The sequence below is a fragment of the Ochrobactrum sp. XJ1 genome (assembly GCF_024701725.1).
Classification (GTDB): Bacteria; Pseudomonadota; Alphaproteobacteria; order Rhizobiales; family Rhizobiaceae; genus Brucella; species Brucella anthropi.
Genome location: NZ_VDGD01000005.1, coordinates 280451 through 298994, shown reverse-complemented (window position 1 = coordinate 298994; position 18544 = coordinate 280451). Strand labels below are relative to the sequence as shown.

Here is an 18544-nt window from a genome sequence, read left to right as displayed (position 1 = left end):
CCGCTAATTCATTCGGCGGCTTTCAACTGGATCAGCCGAATAATCGTGCCCCCGTAGTTGCGCTCTTCCAGCACGACGAATCGTTCATCAAGTTCGAGCGCCGCCTCCGCATCTTCTTCAAGCACCAAAAGTGCGTCAGGATTAAGCCAACCACCTTGAAGTGCAGACAAAAATGCCTTTTCCCCCATACGCCGCCCATAAGGCGGATCGGCAAAAACCAAGTCGAACGGCTCCATCGTACCGACGATACCCAACTGACAGGCGTCGCGCCGCAAAATCTTGGTGTGCCCCTGCAGACTGAAAGCCTCGATATTCTGACGCAACAATCCCCGCCCCTCCGCAGATTCTTCCACGAAGGTCGCGTAGCGCGCACCGCGCGATAGGGCCTCAAGACCAAGCGCGCCTGTCCCTGCAAACAGGTCGAGGACGCGTGCGCCCTCTACCTTGTCGGGGAAATTATGCGCGAGGATGTTGAACAGGCTCTCGCGTGTGCGATCGGTGGTGGGACGAATGGCGTTGGTCGAAGGTGTTACGAGCGCGCGCCCGCGGAATCTACCGCCGACGATCCGCACCACCGCCTCCAGTTCTGCCACCGCCTGACTTGCCGCCACCCGGCTTTCCACCTGGTTTACCACCCGGCTTGTTTCCCGGTCCACGACGCGGTCCATCCTTCGGACCATCATCAAAACGACGAGGTTTATTACCCGGTCCGCTGCTGCGCGGGCCTGAGCGCGTATCGCGATCGGATGCACCAAAACGACCTTCACCACGCGGTCCGCCCGGCTTTCCCGTCTTGCGGCCCTCGAAGCCACCCTTACCGTGCTCTACAGTCCGGCCTTCCGCGTCGCGCAATTCTGCACGCTCGCGTTTGCCGGGACGACGCTCCTTGCGTCCATCCTCACGCTGCTCACGGCGCTCTGGACGTCCCTCTTCCGAGCGGTTTCCTTCCGGACGCGGACGCTGTGGACGAGCGTCCTTATCAAAGCGGCCTTCCGGTCGCTTGTTATAGCGGCGTTCACCACCTTCGTCGCGTCCCTGCTCCTCATCACCAGCTCGACGCGGGCGCATCTGCAGATCGCCACTGAATTTCGCTGAACGATGCGGAACTTGACGTTCGACACGGGCGGGCTTGGCAGCCGCATTTTCGCCCTTGGGGCGCGCACCTGGAGCCATCCAGACATTAGCGTTTCCGCGACGACGCGGTTCAACCTTTTCGGCTCCCTTGTCGTCGCGACCGCGACGACGCTGAGGACTGCTGGAAATCCATTCACGTTCGCGCGGGCCACGCCGGCGTTCGCCTTCCTCGCCCTCATCTTCCACGTCGCGACGAGTCCGTCCCTGAACAGCAGCATTGGAAAACTCGTTCAGAACAGGCGCATCGAAATCTGCGCCTGAATCCTCAATCAACTTGTCACCAAGCTGATCTCGCAGGATACGTCCCTTGATTTCGCGTACGGCACCTTCTTCAAGATCGCCGAGCTGGAAAGGACCGAATGAAACGCGGATAAGACGTCCAACAGTCAGACCAAGAGCGCCCAGAATATTCTTTACTTCACGGTTTTTGCCTTCGCGCAATCCGATAGAGATCCAGACATTGGCACCCTGCTCCCGCTCAAGCGTTGCTTCAATACTGCCGTAGAAGACGCCATCGACGGCAATGCCGTTCTTCAGCTCATCAAGCTGCACCTGTGTGACCTTGCCGTGGGCGCGAACGCGATAGCGGCGCAGCCAGCCGGTGGAAGGCAGCTCCAGAACGCGTGAAAGCCCACCATCATTGGTGAGCAGCAACAGACCTTCGGTATTGATGTCGAGACGACCAACTGAAAGTACGCGTGGCATCTCGGCAGGCAGCGCCTCGAAAACCGTTGGGCGACCTTCAGGATCGCGATTGGTCGTCACAAGACCCGCAGGCTTGTGATAAAGCCAGAGACGGGTACGCTCGGTCTGCTTCAATGGCTTGCCGTCGACCGTAATAATATCCGTGCGCTTGACATTGACCGCGGGGCTCTCAAGCACCTTGCCATTCACGGCAATACGGCCAGCAGCGATCATCGTTTCCGCTTCACGGCGTGAAGCTATGCCTGCGCGTGCCAGACGCTTGGCAATACGTTCGCCCGTGTCCTCTTGCCCCTCGGCGTCGCGCGGTGCGAATTTACGTGGCTTGTCACGTCCGCCGTCATCGCGGCGCGGACGAGTGTCACGATCTGGCCGACCGGGACGATCGGAGCGCCCTCCACGGCCATGCGGACGCTTGCCATCCTTGTTGTCATCATCTTTAGTCATCTGGTATTGGCCTTTCAGCAGCGCTGCCGTGTCACCTTACACCTTTAATGACAGGCAAGGGACAGCCGGAAACAGGAACGCTGTATAAATCCGTTCGCAAATCGGTTTCGATTTCGGGAATTATGCAGTAACAAATCGCTTCATGGCTTGCGAGCGAAATTTCCGAAAGAATGCACGAAATGGAACAGCCATGAATAAGAGTGCCAAAGTCCCGGACCCAAATATGGCCACCCCCATGGAGATAGCACTTGCAGAAGCGCGCGCTGCAGGTTCACGTGGAGAGGTTCCGATTGGCGCAGTCATTGTGCATCACGGCACGATCATTGCACGAGCAGGCAATCGTACACGTGAGTTCAATGACGTAACAGCCCATGCCGAAGTGCTTGCAATTCGTGAGGCTGGAAAAACCCTACAATCCGAACGTCTGGTCGACTGCGATCTTTATGTGACGCTGGAACCATGCGCGATGTGCGCAACCGCCATTTCTTTTGCCCGTATACGTCGCCTCTATTACGGTGCCTCCGACCCGAAAGGTGGCGGTGTGGAACATGGGCCACGGTTTTATACGCAGCCCACCTGCCACCATGTACCGGAGATTTATGCGGGTTTCTCCGAGGGGGATTCACAGAAAATCCTGCGGGATTTCTTCCGCGACAAGCGCTAGCTTCTGCTCAGAGCCTTGTGTCCGGCCATGTAGCGCAGCGTATTATCCCGCAGCATGAAATGATGAATAAGAGCCATCAGAACGTGTCCCGCAATTATCACAAGTAGGCCCCAACCCAGCAAACCATGCAATGCACTGCCCGGAGCGGTCAGCGCGGCGTTTTTCACACCGGTCTGCTCGAAAATCCGGATGCCAAGAAAAGAGAAGCCTCGCCCGCCGCCATATGTGCGCAGCAGAGCCAATGCAGGAACTGCGAACATCAGGCCGTAGATAACGAGGTGCCCGAGTTTAGCCAGTTTGCCGACATGGCCCGACTTATGCGGACGACGACCTGAGTTCAACAATCCCCAGACCCCACGTAATAGTACAAGCACCAGAAGCGCGAAACCAAGTTGGTAATGAGCCGACCAGAAGATATTGTAGATCATCGTATCTTTAGCCACGACGCGTAGAATTGCTGACGCAAACTGCCAAAGAAACAGGAGGGCCATCAGCCAATGAAGAGATCGACTGATCAGACCATATCCCGACGGCGTATCCCAGATAGTGTTCGTATCGTTCATCAAATCATACCTTACATCCCAAGTTGGCATGATACGATTTGCATGAAAGAAATCTTTGATTGAAATCAAATATACGTCAGAATTGCCGACATTAAAAATATTTAATAATCTTTCCTGCAAGAAAACAGATTAAACATTCACTAAAACTACTGAAATAATAAGCCGCAGTAAATAGAATTTACTGCGGCTTATTATCAAGAAAATAAATTCAGCGAGCAATTAGTTCCAAGGCAGATAGTCGCGCCAGCCCTTGGATTTGCCGGATGCCTTCTTGCGCTCACGTTCCTTCTGCGCCTCGTCCGTACCCAATTCGCCGACAGCTGCAGTAGACGCAGGCTCACGATAAGTAAGCGGCGGTTCGCTCAAATAACGGCGTGTCGTCGAGGAACCCTGAACCTGCTGCTGGCGTGCAGCCTTGTAGGCAGCAACCTTTGCCGGGTCGAATGTCGGCGTACGGGACTCATAATCTTCGCGGCGGCTGTTACCACGCGGCAATGCTGCCTGAATGTTGGACGCTACCGGACCATCCTGAACGACCGGCGACACGAAATTCGGATCATCGCGGTTTGCCGTGATCTCGTCACGCAAACGCTTGCGACGTTGTTCCGGCGATTCTGGCCAATTCGGATCGTTGGCGCTAACAACGCTTTGTTGCGGAGCGGGCAACTGACCTTTATCCCCCGGAGCCGGACGAACCAGGTCGGGGCGAGGCTTGTAGTCAATCCGTTCTTTATTGTTCTTACCCTGTCCGAAGCTCGCCATATTCGACACATCGTCAAAGAGCTGTGCTCCTGCGGTCTTGTCGGTTCCATAGGTTGGCGAAGAAACGCAGCCGGATAGCGAAACGCCCGCTATCGCTGTCATAAGCACCAGAACTCGTCCTTCAATCTTCATTAGCGCCACTTCTTTTACGCTTGCCGATTTTATCTTCACCAAAATTTGCTCAAGCAAGCCTTGACTGAAGAAACCGGCAACTCCAAGGCAGATCTTGAAATTATCCGAGGAATGCCTTGTACATGAGTGCAACCCATGCGGCAATCCGATGTTAATCGGTATTTCACCATGTCCGAAGAAAGGATTGCAAGCCGTTTCCTTCTGAAAATACCCCCAACATATGAAACGCCGAGGGTAAAATTTTCAGAACTCCATCAAGCTTCAAGCTTGCCGAGTGCCTTGAGTTCCCGGAGAGCAGCAGCGTCGCGCGCCGAGACTTCGGGAAACTCGGGATCGGAACCAACATCCGTCGTATAACGCCACGAACGGGCGCACTTTTCACCTTCGGCGCGTGCAGGCACAACAGCAACGCCTTTCACATCAGAAAGCGTGAACGCGTCTTCCGGTACAGCCGCATCGCTCAATGAAATACCACTGGTGATGCAGATTTCCGCAAAATCAAGACCTTCGAGCGAATCGGTCAAGCTCTTGTCGGAAATGTAGACGAGCGGAGCAGCTTCGAGCGACGATCCAATGCGCTTATCCGCACGCTCCAGTTCCAGAGCGCCAGTAACGACACGACGCACCGCACGAACCTTGCGCCACTTTTCCGCCAGCACATCATCCCGCCATTCGGCAGGTGTCGGCCGGAACTGCTCGGCATGAACCGAAACCGATTGCGGATAGCGGTCGAGCCAAGCTTCTTCCATGGTGAAAGGCAGCATTGGCGCCAGCCAGGTCGTCAAGTGATCAAAGATTTCACGCACGGTCAGTAGCGCAGCCTTACGGCGAACGCTCGACGGCGCATCGCAGTAAAGCGCGTCCTTGCGGATATCGAAATAGAAGGCCGAAAGCTCAACATTCATGAAGTCGATAAGCGTGCGAGCGATTCGCTTGAAGTCGAAAGCATCATATCCAGAGCGAACAACTTCATCCAATTCAGTCAACCGGTGCAGCATCAGGCGTTCAAGTTCCGGCAGATCAGCGTGAGGAAGATTTTCGCCTTCATCGTGGGCGAGCGTGCCCAGCATCCAGCGGATCGTGTTCCGCAACTTGCGATAGGCATCAATGTTAGTCTGGATGATGCTCTTGCCGAGGCGCTGATCTTCCCAATAATCGGTCGTCATGACCCAGAGACGCAGAATATCCGCACCGGATTCCTTGATGACGTCCTGTGGCGTGACTGTATTACCGAGCGACTTCGACATCTTCTTGCCGTGCGCATCCATGGTGAAACCATGGGTCACGACGGCATTATATGGCGCCCGGCCACGCGTACCGCAGCTTTCCAGCAGCGACGAATGGAACCAACCGCGATGCTGGTCAGAGCCCTCCAGATAGACATCAGCTGGCCACTTCATATCCGGACGGTCTTCCAGCGTGAACGTGTGCGTCGAACCGGAATCGAACCAAACGTCAAGGATGTCGCGCACCTGCGTCCAGCCTTCATTGGCACGGCTTCCGAGAAAGCGCTCGCGCGCGCCTTCGGCGAACCATGCATCAGCGCCTTCGGCTTCAAAAGCATCGAGAACACGCTTGTTGACCGCATCGTCCTGAAGGATGTTGCCTTCTTCATCCACAAAAACGCAGATCGGCACGCCCCATGCACGCTGACGCGAAAGCACCCAGTCCGGGCGGCCTTCGATCATCGAGCGCAGGCGTGTCTGTCCGGCTGCCGGTACGAAACGCGTGTCGTCGATTGCCTTCAAAGCGCGTGAACGCAAGGTCGTACCGTCACCGAGGTTCTTGTCCATATAGACGAACCACTGCGGCGTATTGCGGAAGATGACCTGCTTCTTGGAACGCCACGAATGCGGATAAGAATGCTTCAGGCGACCACGTGCGAAAAGCTTGTCGCGCGCGATCAACTGATCCATGACAGACTTGTTGGCATCGCCCTTTTTGCCGTTATCGTCGATAACCCGCGCGGGACCACCCTCACGGTCAGGACCGAAGCCCGGCGCATCCTTGGTATAAAAGCCGTCATCACCAACCGGGAACGGGATGCTCGGATCTATACCGCGTGCTTCCAGTTCGCGGGCATTGTTCATCCATGCCTCAAAGTCTTCGCGGCCGTGACTTGGAGCAGTATGCACAAAGCCCGTACCTGCATCATCGGTAACATGGTCGCCATCAAGCATTGGCACGATGAATTCATAACCACCGCCAAAGCCCTTCAACGGATGATCGAGAACGATTTTACCCAGTTCATCAGCCGAGATACCACGCAAACGCTTGAATTGAAGCTTCGCCTTGGCAAAGCTTTCTTCGGCGAGCTTGTCGGCGAAGATAAGCTTTTCACCAGGACGCGGACCGAAATCGTTCTCAGCTTCCGTAACTTCATAAAGCCCGTACTCGATACGCGAAGAATACGACACCGCACGGTTTCCGGGGATGGTCCAAGGCGTTGTCGTCCAGATCACAACGGCGCTGTCGGAAAGATCGTTCTGGCCAGCAACCGGAAACTTGACCCAGATCATATCCGACTCGACATCGTGATATTCGACTTCGGCTTCCGCAAGCGCAGTACGTTCCACGACCGACCACATCACCGGCTTGGAGCCGCGATATAGCTGACCGGAGGCCGCAAACTTAAGAAGTTCGCCAGCGATACGCGATTCCGCATGAAAGTTCATTGTCGTGTAAGGATTTTCAAAGTCGCCAAGAATTGCGAGACGCTTGAACTCTTCCGTCTGGACCTTGATCCAGTTGGTCGCGAATTCGCGGCATTCCCTGCGGAATTCATTGATCGGAACTTCGTCCTTGTTCTTGCCTTCGGCGCGATACTTTTCCTCGATCTTCCACTCGATCGGCAGACCGTGACAATCCCAACCCGGAACGTAATTCGAGTTGTATCCGCGCATCTGGAAAGAGCGCGTGATAACATCCTTGAGAATCTTGTTCAGTGCGTGGCCGATATGGATATTGCCGTTGGCGTAGGGCGGACCGTCGTGCAGCACATAGAGCGGGCGATCCTTGGCCTGTTCGCGCAGCTTCTTGTAAAGGTTCATCCCCTCCCAGCGCTCGACGAACAGCGGTTCGCGCTGCGGCAGGCCCGCGCGCATCGGAAATTCTGTCTGCGGCAGATAAAGGGTTTTGGAATAATCGATTTTGGTCGTCTCAGTCATGAGGGTATTCGCCTGTGAAGCCCCGGCCGGAGATGGCGGGCAAGTGGATCAAAGAAAACAGGGGGCTGTAGAGCACAGCCGGTCGGTCCCGGACCTCCGCGCCAGATATTGCCTGGCAAAGCAGCCATTCAGGCAAAGCGGGAGGCCGGGCCAATAATTCGTATGGCCGTCATGATAAGCCGAAAATCCGTCATCATGGGCACGCTTTTAGCAATGAGCTTCGCAGGAATAAAGAGGCCAGAGGGGCAAAGACGCAATAAAACTGCATCCCTGCCCCCTGAAAGTGTTCACATTGATACCGTTGAGGTCAGTCCAGCGAGAAATCGAAACGGTAAGTCGCAGAAACGCCGACCATGAACTGGTCCGGGGAGCCGCGTTCCTTCACGATGCTTGAATCCTTTGCCGAACCTTGCAGACGACTGTACTCACCAAACAGGCTCGTATCGATCTTGTCGGTTGCCTTCCAGGTAATTGCGCCACCAACACCAGCTGACTTGAAGCCACCGCCCGGACTATATTCTGAAAGTCCCGACGTAACCGCTTCCTCGGCATCGACGCCGAAATAGGTTTTGAAGTAATCCTTTGAGGCGAAAGTCGCACGCGGACCACCCGACACACGAACAGTCGGCGTAACATCATAGAATGCATCGGCAGCAATATCGGCTACGACGCCATTATGCGCACGGATACCGTGACGCACTTCGCCACGCACACGCATCCAGTCGGTGGGGTAGACGTCGACAAAAGCGCCCGCTTCACCGCCAAACTTTGTGTCTTTCAGGCCATGAATGTCGTCATCCCGCTCAAAAAGAAGTTTGCCAGCGAGACCCACACGGAAGCGGTCATTGTCGATCAATGCGAAGGACACGTTGTCATTTCGCGATGAGAAGCGCGTCGCCTGCCCCTGTCGGCCAAGCGAGATCAGCGGCTGGGCAGAAAAGCGATATTTGTTCGAGCCTTCGAACTTTGGAGCGACGAGACCTGCCGCGCCGACCTTGAGATACCAATCGCCGGACCAGAAATGCTTGCGAGCGGGCTGAACGGTTTCCGCCGCATAAATATCGGTTTGCTGTACATCGGCGGAGAAAGCGAGCGAACTACTCGTTAGGAATGCGGCACCTGCAACGAGCGCCAAAGGAACAATATGTGCCACATTAAACTCCAACAAAAAGCGCCCCAACAAGTTTTGAGGCATTTATCACTTTTTGTCGAGAATAAGTAAAATTTGATTTAAATCTTAAGTGGAAAACGAAACCAAGACTTCACCTCACTCAAAAGAAAGCAAGCGATCCAGTTCTGACAGTGGCTTCGCACTTGCAAGCAGGGCTCGTGCCTCTGCGTCATCGCGCTTCATCTGATCGATAAGCGGATCAAGGCCATCAAACTTGATTTCCCCGCGCAGAAAGCCAAAGAAGGATACACAAGCGATCTCACCATAAAGGTCGCCCGAAAAGTCAAAAAGAAATGTTTCAAGAAGGGGCGTACCGTCACTGTCGACGGTTGGCCGACGACCGAAACTTGCAACCCCGTCATTAAGGTCACCGTTCTCGCGCCGGAACCTGACAGCATAGATTCCGTGCTTTAAGCCCGCCTGCGCGTCGATTTGCATGTTCGCGGTCGGAAATCCAAGCGTACGTCCGAGCTTCTTGCCGTGAATAACTTTACCGCAAGCCATATAGCGATAACCAAGAAGTCCCGCTGCTTGAACGACGTCCCCTTCGCAAAGCAGATTTCTTATGCGGGTCGATGAGACGAGGTTATCGCCTTCGTCTGAAAAGGCGTCAACAAGTGTAACCGTGAAACCGGCTTTTTCTCCAGCTTTCTGAAGAAATTCCGGTGTTCCGCGCCGGCCCTTGCCGAAATGAAAATCATAACCGGTGACCACACAGCTTGCGTGCAATCTTTCAACCAGAATGTGTTCAACGAAGTCCTCCGCAGAGCGAGACGAGAACTCACCGGTAAATGGTTGCTCAACGACCGCATCAAAACCCATCAGACGCAGAATCTCAGCCTTCTTTGCTGCTGCGGTCAAACGATCGATCGGCGCATCTGGCTTGAAGAAGCTACGCGGGTGCGGTTCAAAAGTCAGGACTACTGCTGGCAGACCGCTTTTTTCAGCAATCTCCAGCGCGCGCTCCAGCACAGCCTGATGGCCGCGATGGACACCATCGAAATTACCGATTGCCACGACACAATTCTGCAGGCGTTCCGGCAAAGAATCCGTTCCAGAAAGGCGCTGAAAGCTGGATGGGGTCATTGTGATCCGAACTTCGTTGGTCGTAACGAGATTGCTCGCCCTCAAACAAGAGCATTAAGCGCAGCAACCGGACGATTGCCATGCTTCTGGAGAAACGCTTCCATTCGGGCGATGTCAACAGTACCATCGGTCGTATAGTCCGCAGCATGAACTCCGCCGGAGATGTAGAGCACATCCAGTCCGAAATCGGCAGCTCCCTTCACATCGGTCAAGACACCGTCTCCGATACCGAGAATCCGGCTTTTCTCGACTGTCTCACCGCGGATCTCTTCAGCGAACCTCAGTGCTGCCTCGTAAATCGGGCGATGCGGCTTTCCTGCTATAAGGGTGCGTCCGCCGAGCTGGCCATATTCGCGTGCAAGGGCACCTGCGCACCAGATCAGCCGCGTACCGCGCTCAACCATAATGTCCGGATTGGCACAGATGAACGGAAGATTGCGCGAACGCAGCCGGACCAGCAATTCCTTATAATCGTCCGGTGTTTCACTTTCATCATCATAAAGTCCGGTACAGACGACCCCCGAAGCTTCGAATTCTTCGACCAATTCAACATCGAGACCGTCATAGATGGTCAACTCGCGCTCACAGCCGATGTGAAACACCTTGCGCGGACCTTCGGCGATCAGATCACGGGTTACATCGCCGGACGTGACCACACGATCATAGGCATCGGCGGGAACGCCAAGACCCAACATCTGCTTTTCGACATCAGGATGAGGCCTTGGAGAATTCGTCACCAGAATGACCGTAACACCCTTGGCGCGCGCGCGCTTTAGCGCCTCGATTGCAGCCGGATACGCGGCTTCACCGTTATGCACCACGCCCCATACATCACAGAAGAGCACATCGTACTGGTCGGTCAGATCGTCGAGGCGTTCGAGCTGCTTCATGGTTTCCTCTTGATAATCCATCGGTAAGGCGAGAACCGCTATAGGGTGTCTTTAAGACTGCCGAGAAGGCAGCCAGCGCTCCATCTAACGCAGCCAATCACATCTGTCACGGTCTTTGGCCTGGATATCCGACCGGCAAAGCGCGTCCAATTATCCCATAGGTGATTTCACCGATCATTTACCGTGCTTCGTGACTGACTGTTAGAAAGATGCTGGTAGGAGCGGATACAACCTTTCATTTCATGTGTCGCAGACACAACCGTCGGCGGGGGCTACATTGAAAAACTGGATCACTCAAACCAGCAGGCTTGCGCTGCGTAGTTTTCGCCATTTGACTCAACCCATGAGCCTGCGCTTTGCCAAAGACGAGCGCGGTAATTTTGCGATGATAATGGCTTTGGTGCTGGTGCCCCTGTTGCTTGCCGGCATGGTTGCAGTCGACTCCGCCAATCTCATGCGCGTGCGCAACAATGTGCAGGCTTCGCTCGATGCTGCGGCACTTGCTGTGGGTAGGAGATTTTCCACTGGCGAAAGTCAAACTGTCGTGCAGATCTACGGTGCGCAAGTTTTTACCGCCAACCTTACCGCACTGAGCGCAGATGCGGTCAATTTCGACGTCGCTTTTCCAAAAGATAAAACAACTGATCAACAGATACAGGCGACCGCTGGATTCACTTATAAGTCCCTGTTTGGTGTCATTGCTTCACGCCTTACAGGAGATGATTGGGATCAAAACCAATATACGCTCAGCTCTTCGGTCAGGCTTAAGAACACGATTGAAGTCGCTCTCGTTCTCGACAATTCCCGCTCCATGGATGAAACTAGAAGCGGGTCGACAAAAAAGCGCATCGACCTTCTGAAAGAAGCCGCCTCACAGCTCGTGGAGACAATGGCCGCGCAATCCACGCTCATAACGCACGTTGAAAACCCTGTGCAATTTTCACTCGTTCCCTTTGCTGGTTCAGTAAATGTCGGCCCGCAATATTTGAACGCAGCCTGGATGGATCCGGAAGGCAGGTCTCCCGTCAATCTCGAAAACTTTACGCTGCCTGTCACCATCGACAGTACACGCAAGATAGAAGAAAAGCCGGTAGGCAGCGGGCGATATTACAAATCTGGAACCGGCTGGGGGGAACGCAATAACAAACCTTATTCGCGTGCAGAACTTTATGCCGACCTTTCCCTGCGATCGAAAGAGACTTGGCTCCCTTGGCAGGGTTGTGTCGAATCTCGTCCGGGCACCTATGCGCTGGATGTAACGCCTCCTTCTGACAACAACCCAGACACATTATTTGTCCCCATGTTCGGCCCGGCTGAGTATTACAATACCGATAGCAGGGGAAACGTCACTTCCACCGTTTTGAACAGCTGGTGGCAAGACGACACATCCTTGGCTTACTCGCCCCGGCAAAGCGACCTCAAGAAATACTATCTGCGCGATTCCCTCGACAAGATTTACCGAGGCGGTAGATCGAATGGCGGCGGCCCCAACTATAGCTGCACATCATCACCTCTCACCCCATTGACGGACGTCACTACCGAAGAGGGGATGAAAACAATTCAAACCGCAATCAAGGCGATGGTACCAAGCGGCGGTACGAATGTTCCCGAGGCTATGGCCTGGGGCTGGCGAACGATCGTCCGAGGAGCACCGTTTACAGAAGCCCGGCCTTCGACCGAACGCGGCAATGATAAAGTTGTGATCGTGCTGACCGACGGCGCCAACACCTATTATAAATATGACGGACTGGCTGGCTCGGGTCCCGACAGAGCTGCAAACTTTTCCTACTATTCAGCGCACGGCTACACTGCTCGCATAACCAAACACTACAGCCAGGCACGTTTATTTCAGGAAAGCGGCGTTTCGGTTTCGCAAAATAACAGTACATATACGAAGGCTATGAATGCGCGTTTCGCAAAGCTCTGCGACAATGCCAAGTCAGCCAGTATCATCGTTATGACAGTCGCATTGGACCTCAGCGAGACGAACAGCACCGAGAAAGCACAAATAGATCTGTTGAGATCCTGCTCTTCAAACTCGCGCGTTCGCATGGAGAGTGGCAGGCCAGCCAAGCTTTTCTGGAACTCAACCGGCGGTGAACTAAGCGAAACATTCAGGCAGATCGGCGATGAACTCTCCAATTTGCGCATTGTGGATTGATATTGCCAACGACATCACCATATGCCGGATCGGACATAGTCAACCCGTGGCCGTTCCGCGTTAAGGATGGTGCAAATTAACCATCATTCATCTGTCAAATTTCTCAGGCAATCTTGACAAGATAAGGTCCGGCTTCTATCTCAGAGCCACGTTAGCACTCTCGCATGATGAGTGCTAACAAGCGCGGATCGGCTCGATCCGTTAACAGGGTTCAACGTCTATAACACCAAGGGTTATACCATGGCTGATATCAAGTTCCGCCCGCTTCATGACCGCGTCGTCGTTCGTCGCGTTGAATCGGAAGCCAAGACCGCTGGCGGCATCATCATCCCTGACACCGCCAAGGAAAAGCCGCAGGAAGGCGAAATCGTCGCTGTTGGCGCAGGTGCCCGTGACGAAGCTGGCAAGCTGATCGCTCTGGAAGTCAAGGCTGGCGACAAAGTTCTGTTCGGCAAGTGGTCGGGAACCGAAGTCAAGATCGGCGGCGAAGACCTGCTGATCATGAAGGAATCCGACATTTTGGGTATTGTCGGCTAACGCCTCCGACTCGGTATCGTCGGCTAATATGGCCTACATACGGGTCGATCATATACCACAAACCAATTCACCATAATCTGACCGGGACAATTCCCAGGAGAGTAAAATGGCTGCAAAAGACGTAAAATTCGGTCGCTCTGCGCGCGAAAAGATGCTGCGCGGCGTCGATATCCTTGCTGACGCTGTAAAGGTAACGCTCGGCCCGAAGGGTCGTAACGTTGTCATCGACAAGTCCTTTGGCGCTCCGCGCATCACCAAGGACGGCGTATCGGTCGCCAAGGAAATCGAACTGGAAGACAAGTTCGAAAACATGGGCGCACAGATGCTGCGCGAAGTGGCTTCGAAGACCAACGACACTGCCGGTGACGGCACGACGACCGCTACAGTTCTCGGTCAGGCAATTGTTCAGGAAGGCGCAAAGGCTGTTGCTGCCGGCATGAACCCGATGGACCTGAAGCGCGGTATCGACCTCGCAGTAACCGAAGTTGTTGCTGAACTTCTCGGCAAGGCCAAGAAGATCAACACGTCGGAAGAAGTTGCTCAGGTTGGCACCATCTCCGCTAACGGCGAAGCCGAAATTGGCAAGATGATTGCTGATGCGATGCAGAAGGTCGGCAATGAAGGCGTGATCACGGTTGAAGAAGCCAAGACCGCTGAAACCGAACTCGAAGTCGTCGAAGGCATGCAGTTCGACCGCGGCTACCTGTCGCCTTACTTCGTCACCAACCCTGAAAAGATGGTTGCTGACCTCGAAGACGCCTACATCCTTCTGCACGAAAAGAAGCTCTCGAACCTCCAGGCTCTTCTGCCGGTTCTGGAAGCTGTCGTTCAGACCTCCAAGCCGCTCGTCATCATCGCTGAAGACGTCGAAGGCGAAGCTCTTGCAACGCTCGTCGTCAACAAGCTGCGCGGCGGCCTGAAGATCGCTGCTGTCAAGGCTCCTGGCTTCGGCGATCGCCGCAAAGCCATGCTCGAAGACATCGCGATCCTCACCGGCGGTCAGGTTATCTCCGAAGACCTCGGCATCAAGCTCGAAACCGTTACGCTCGACATGCTCGGCCGTGCAAAGAAGGTTTCGATCTCGAAGGAAAACACCACGATCGTTGACGGTGCAGGCCAGAAGGCTGAAATCGACGCTCGCGTTAGCCAGATCAAACAGCAGATCGAAGAAACCTCTTCGGACTACGACCGTGAAAAGCTTCAGGAACGTCTTGCCAAGCTTGCTGGTGGCGTTGCCGTGATCCGCGTCGGCGGTGCAACGGAAGTTGAAGTGAAGGAAAAGAAGGACCGCGTTGACGACGCCCTGAACGCAACCCGCGCTGCGGTTGAAGAAGGCATCGTTGCTGGTGGCGGCACCGCCCTCCTCCGCGCTTCGGCCAAGATCTCCGCCAAGGGCATCAACGCCGACCAGGAAGCTGGTATCAACATCGTTCGTCGCGCTCTGCAGGCTCCAGCTCGTCAGATCACGACCAATGCCGGTGAAGAAGCTTCGGTTATCGTTGGCAAGATCCTTGAGAATGCCTCTGAAACCTACGGCTACAACACTGCCAATGGTGAATTCGGCGACCTGATCAAGGCTGGCGTTGTCGATCCGGTTAAGGTTGTCCGTACCGCCCTGCAGAATGCTGCTTCGGTTGCCGGCCTCCTGATCACGACGGAAGCCATGATCGCTGAACTGCCGAAGAAGGATGCAGCTCCGGCTGGCATGCCTGGCGGCATGGGCGGCATGGGCGGCATGGACTTCTAAGAAGTCTATAAAGCACGCCCATCAGGTAATAAGCTCGCACCGCAAGGCGGTGCGGGTGGCGGCATGGACTTCCAAGAAGTCCGTCAAGCTTACTTTGATGAAAATGCGAGAAAGGTGGCCTTGGGCCGCCTTTCTTTTTACGTTGCATAACCGTTTGTGATTTATGAAAAATTTACTCTGCTCGCGCTTTGCTGCACCGAAGTCGTTATTTTAGAAACTTCTGATTGACTCATAACCACCAATCATGGTCAATCCCGAATGACACAGAGATGGACTTCCTGTTTGCCCCCGCACTTTGGAAGTCCTGTCTCAGGCAACAGGAAAGGCAGGCTTCGGCCTGTCTTTCCACTTGCACTTCCAAAAAACTCAGCTTCTATTCTGCGGCGTCAATCTGCGCCTTTCCTGATATCGAGGCGTCATAACGCGCACGAGCCATCATTACCTTTGCTTCATTGGCTATCGCCCACTCACCCAATGCGCGCACAGGCCGCAAGAGATCGCTCCCCATTTCAGTCAGTTCATATTCGACCTTGGGCGGAATTGTCGGAAAGATCGTACGCGTGACGAAACCATCTCGCTCCAGATTGCGTAACGTCGTCGTCAGCATTTTCTGAGAAATACCATCTACGCTTCGACGCAACTCGTTGAAACGCATTGGATGATTACCGAGATAGCTCACCACAAGCACCGTCCATTTATCGCCCACGCGAGACAGAATATCCGCAACGGTCCTGCATGCACTGGTTTCCTTGAAGTCACCGGGTTTCATAAAAGTGCCTCCTTGTGCGCTAGGTAAGTCACTTATATAGCGTCAGTTTCTAACGGTTACCACTCTAAATAAAGGTGCTATCTATGTCTAAGCTCAAAGTCGCCGTCATCGTCGGCAGTACACGTGAACAGCGTTTTGCTCCAGTCCCTGCTCAGTGGATTGCGAAACTCGTAGCAGAACGCCCGGAACTGGACGTGGAAATTCTCGATGTCGCCGATTATCCGATGGGCTTCTATGGCGACACTTCCACCACGACCGCACAAGCAGAAACTGCTGACAAATGGAAAAACAAGCTGCGCGAGTTCGATGCCTACATCCTGACTGCGGCTGAATACAATCACGCTCCTACTGCTGTTCTGAAAAACGCCATCGACTATGGTGACTGGATTCAGAAGCCAATGGGATTTGTCGGCTATGGTGGCGTCGGTGGTGCTCGCGCTGTCGAACAACTGCGGATGATTGCAGTCGAAATGTCTTCTATGTCAGTCAAGACCGGCGTTCATATACTTTTCCCTGATTATCTCGCCGTCGTCAAAGGCGAGAATAAGCTGGACGACTTCCCTCATCTGGCAGAAGCAGCCAAAAACATGCTGGATCAGTTGGTTTGGTGGGGCAAGGCACTTAAGTCGGCGCGTGCCGTCTGAATAAGACGGCAAGCCGGAACGTTAGAGTTCCGGCTTGCCGCTAGCATTGTATGCCCTATGATTATCCGCTGTCACAATGTAATGGATGATCATATGCGTAAAGAACTTCCTATCGCCACAGCTCCGAAAGACGGCCGTAAGATTACAGTCGTCTGGACCGATGAAGATGACCAGCGCAATGAGTCAATTGCACAGTATCGAACGCTAGCCCAATTGCAGGCCGGTGGCGGTCAGTGGGATGAGACAGATACTGGCTGGTGGACGTTCACCGATAGCAAAACCCAGCGCAAGATCGAACCGACCGCCTGGATTTCCGAAACGGATAACGGTGACGAAGAGGACGACGCTTGACCGTGGAAGTGCCGGTCAACAAAAATTGACTTTTATAGTCATGCTTTATCAAATGATTGCGTTATAAAAGTTTCACGAAGAAACATTAGCCCGCCAAGCACCTGGCGGTGCTATATTTGCTTTGGATGGCTCGGTTTCGAGTCCAATTACCCGGAGACCTGAAATGACCGCTACGCGTACCGAAACAGATACGTTCGGACCGATTGATGTTCCTGCAGACCGCTACTGGGGCGCTCAGACGCAACGCTCGTTGCAAAACTTCAAGATCGGCGGGGAGCGCATGCCGCTTCCGTTGGTCCACGCACTGGGTGTCGTCAAGCGCGCGGCAGCGGAAACCAATATTGCGCTTGGCAAACTCGATCCGGTTCTCGGCCAGGTAATTGCAGTGGCGGCGTCCGAAGTCATCGAGGGTAAGCTCGACGAGCACTTCCCGCTGGTCGTCTGGCAGACTGGTTCGGGAACGCAATCGAACATGAATGCCAACGAGGTCATTTCAAACCGGGCTATCGAACTTCTCGGTGGTGAAATGGGGTCCAAGAAGCCGGTCCATCCCAATGACCACGTGAATATGAGCCAGTCGTCCAATGATAGCTTCCCAACGGCAATCCATGTTGCCACGGCAGTCGAGGCCGTCAATCGGCTTTATCCGGCGGTTGAACATCTGACCAAGGCGCTCCAGGCCAAGGAAGAGTCCTTCAAGGATATCATCAAGATCGGTCGTACCCATACGCAGGATGCAACGCCGGTTACACTGGGACAGGAATTCTCCGGGTATCGCGCCGCGTTGGAATATGCGCGCCATCGCATCGAGCAATCGCTCGCAGACGTCTTTCTGCTCGCACAAGGCGGGACTGCAGTCGGCACGGGCCTGAACGCGCCAATCGGTTTCGACACGGGCTTTGCTGAAGCCGTGAGCGAAATTACCGGCCTCCCTTTCAAGACTGCGCCCAACAAATTTGAGGCTCTTGCCAGCCACGGCGCTATCCTCAATTTCCATGGCAGCCTGAATGCTTTGGCGGCGGATCTTTTCAAGATCGCGAATGACATTCGTTTCCTCGGTTCGGGTCCGCGTTCCGGGCTTGGTGAACTGTCACTGCCGGAAAACGAACCCGGCTCCTCAATCATGCCGGGCAAGGTCAATCCGACCCAGGCAGAAGCTTTGACTATGGTCACAACACAGGTGTTTGGCAACCAGACCACAATTACGGTCGCCGCAAGCCAGGGTCACTTCGAGCTTAACGTGTTCAAACCGGTAATCGCATATAACGTCCTGCAATCGATCCGCATTCTCAGTGACGCCATGGTGTCGTTTGCCGATCATTGTGTGGAGGGAATCGAACCGAACCTGAACCGTATCAAGGAACTGCTGGACCGCTCGCTGATGCTTGTGACCGCGCTGGCTCCGGCGATCGGTTATGACAATGCAGCCAAGATCGCCAAGACTGCGCACAAGAATGGAACGACCTTACGTGAAGAAGCATTGGCGAGCGGATTGGTGTCGGCAGAAGACTACGAGCGGCTGGTGCGGGCAGAGAGAATGATTGCACCAGAGTGAATTGGTATTCATACTGTAAACAAACTGTCGAGGATTAGACGGCTTTCCTTGACAGTCTGCAG

Annotated in this window: 16 protein-coding genes; 7 read left to right on the top strand and 9 right to left on the bottom strand. The window is 54.4% G+C overall.

All coding sequences use genetic code 11. The features are described from left to right. Positions 1-8: 8 nt before the first annotated feature. Both rsmD and FG152_RS11135 read right to left on the bottom strand, forming a co-directional pair. A complete protein-coding gene (gene rsmD / locus FG152_RS11140) occupies positions 9-572 on the bottom strand; it encodes a 16S rRNA (guanine(966)-N(2))-methyltransferase RsmD (RefSeq protein WP_010661001.1) in 564 nt (187 codons plus the stop codon). Further along, a complete protein-coding gene (locus tag FG152_RS11135; RefSeq protein ID WP_010661000.1) occupies positions 553-2283 on the bottom strand; it encodes a pseudouridine synthase in 1731 nt (576 codons plus the stop codon). The genes rsmD and FG152_RS11135 overlap by 20 nt, the downstream gene beginning before the upstream one ends. Before the next feature lie 190 nt (positions 2284-2473). Between FG152_RS11135 and FG152_RS11130 the strand changes: the two genes are divergently transcribed. Further along, positions 2474-2947, top strand: a complete 474-nt coding sequence (locus FG152_RS11130) for a nucleoside deaminase (RefSeq protein WP_010660999.1) — start codon at positions 2474-2476, stop codon at positions 2945-2947. Here FG152_RS11130 and FG152_RS11125 read toward each other — a convergent pair. From FG152_RS11125 to FG152_RS11100, 6 genes are all read right to left on the bottom strand, one after another. Further along, positions 2944-3510 (bottom strand): cytochrome b, encoded by a 567-nt coding sequence (locus tag FG152_RS11125; protein WP_029376218.1) that lies wholly within the window; start codon positions 3508-3510, stop codon positions 2944-2946. The genes FG152_RS11130 and FG152_RS11125 overlap by 4 nt on opposite strands. Positions 3511-3729: 219 nt before the next feature. Further along, complete coding sequence (locus FG152_RS11120) at positions 3730-4404, bottom strand: hypothetical protein (protein ID WP_010660997.1); 675 nt, start codon at positions 4402-4404, stop codon at positions 3730-3732. Positions 4405-4658: 254 nt separating this feature from the next. Continuing rightward, a complete protein-coding gene (ileS, locus tag FG152_RS11115) occupies positions 4659-7571 on the bottom strand; it encodes an isoleucine--tRNA ligase (RefSeq protein WP_010660996.1) in 2913 nt (970 codons plus the stop codon). Between the two features lie 307 nt (positions 7572-7878). Next, complete coding sequence (locus FG152_RS11110; protein WP_374828132.1) at positions 7879-8766, bottom strand: MipA/OmpV family protein; 888 nt, start codon at positions 8764-8766, stop codon at positions 7879-7881. Positions 8767-8838: 72 nt separating this feature from the next. Then, positions 8839-9828, bottom strand: a complete 990-nt coding sequence (locus FG152_RS11105) for a bifunctional riboflavin kinase/FAD synthetase (protein ID WP_029376216.1) — start codon at positions 9826-9828, stop codon at positions 8839-8841. Between the two features lie 41 nt (positions 9829-9869). Beyond that, on the bottom strand, positions 9870-10718 hold the full coding sequence (locus tag FG152_RS11100) for a TIGR01459 family HAD-type hydrolase (RefSeq protein WP_010660993.1): 849 nt from the start codon (positions 10716-10718) through the stop codon (positions 9870-9872). 277 nt (positions 10719-10995) lie between these two features. Between FG152_RS11100 and FG152_RS11095 the strand changes: the two genes are divergently transcribed. The 3 genes from FG152_RS11095 to groL all read left to right on the top strand — a co-directional run bounded on the left by FG152_RS11095 (position 10996) and on the right by groL (position 15163). After that, positions 10996-12879 (top strand): TadE/TadG family type IV pilus assembly protein, encoded by a 1884-nt coding sequence (locus tag FG152_RS11095; RefSeq protein ID WP_226622662.1) that lies wholly within the window; start codon positions 10996-10998, stop codon positions 12877-12879. A gap of 240 nt (positions 12880-13119) precedes the next feature. Further along, positions 13120-13416, top strand: a complete 297-nt coding sequence (groES, locus tag FG152_RS11090) for a co-chaperone GroES (protein ID WP_006472506.1) — start codon at positions 13120-13122, stop codon at positions 13414-13416. A 106-nt stretch (positions 13417-13522) separates the two neighbouring features. After that, a complete protein-coding gene (groL, locus tag FG152_RS11085; RefSeq protein WP_010660991.1) occupies positions 13523-15163 on the top strand; it encodes a chaperonin GroEL in 1641 nt (546 codons plus the stop codon). A 373-nt stretch (positions 15164-15536) separates the two neighbouring features. Here groL and FG152_RS11080 read toward each other — a convergent pair whose 3' ends face one another. Continuing rightward, entirely contained in the window at positions 15537-15932 is a 396-nt protein-coding gene (locus FG152_RS11080; protein WP_010660990.1) for a winged helix-turn-helix transcriptional regulator, read from the bottom strand. Between the two features lie 83 nt (positions 15933-16015). Here FG152_RS11080 and FG152_RS11075 point away from each other — a divergent pair, with 83 nt between their 5' ends. From FG152_RS11075 to fumC, 3 genes are all read left to right on the top strand, one after another. Then, the gene (locus FG152_RS11075) at positions 16016-16576 is read left to right on the top strand and encodes an NADPH-dependent FMN reductase (protein WP_010660989.1); all 561 of its coding nucleotides are present in this window, start codon (positions 16016-16018) and stop codon (positions 16574-16576) included. A 93-nt stretch (positions 16577-16669) separates the two neighbouring features. Next, a complete protein-coding gene (locus FG152_RS11070; RefSeq protein ID WP_010660988.1) occupies positions 16670-16927 on the top strand; it encodes a hypothetical protein in 258 nt (85 codons plus the stop codon). A gap of 163 nt (positions 16928-17090) precedes the next feature. Further along, a complete protein-coding gene (fumC, locus tag FG152_RS11065; protein WP_010660987.1) occupies positions 17091-18482 on the top strand; it encodes a class II fumarate hydratase in 1392 nt (463 codons plus the stop codon). Positions 18483-18544: the final 62 nt, after the last annotated feature.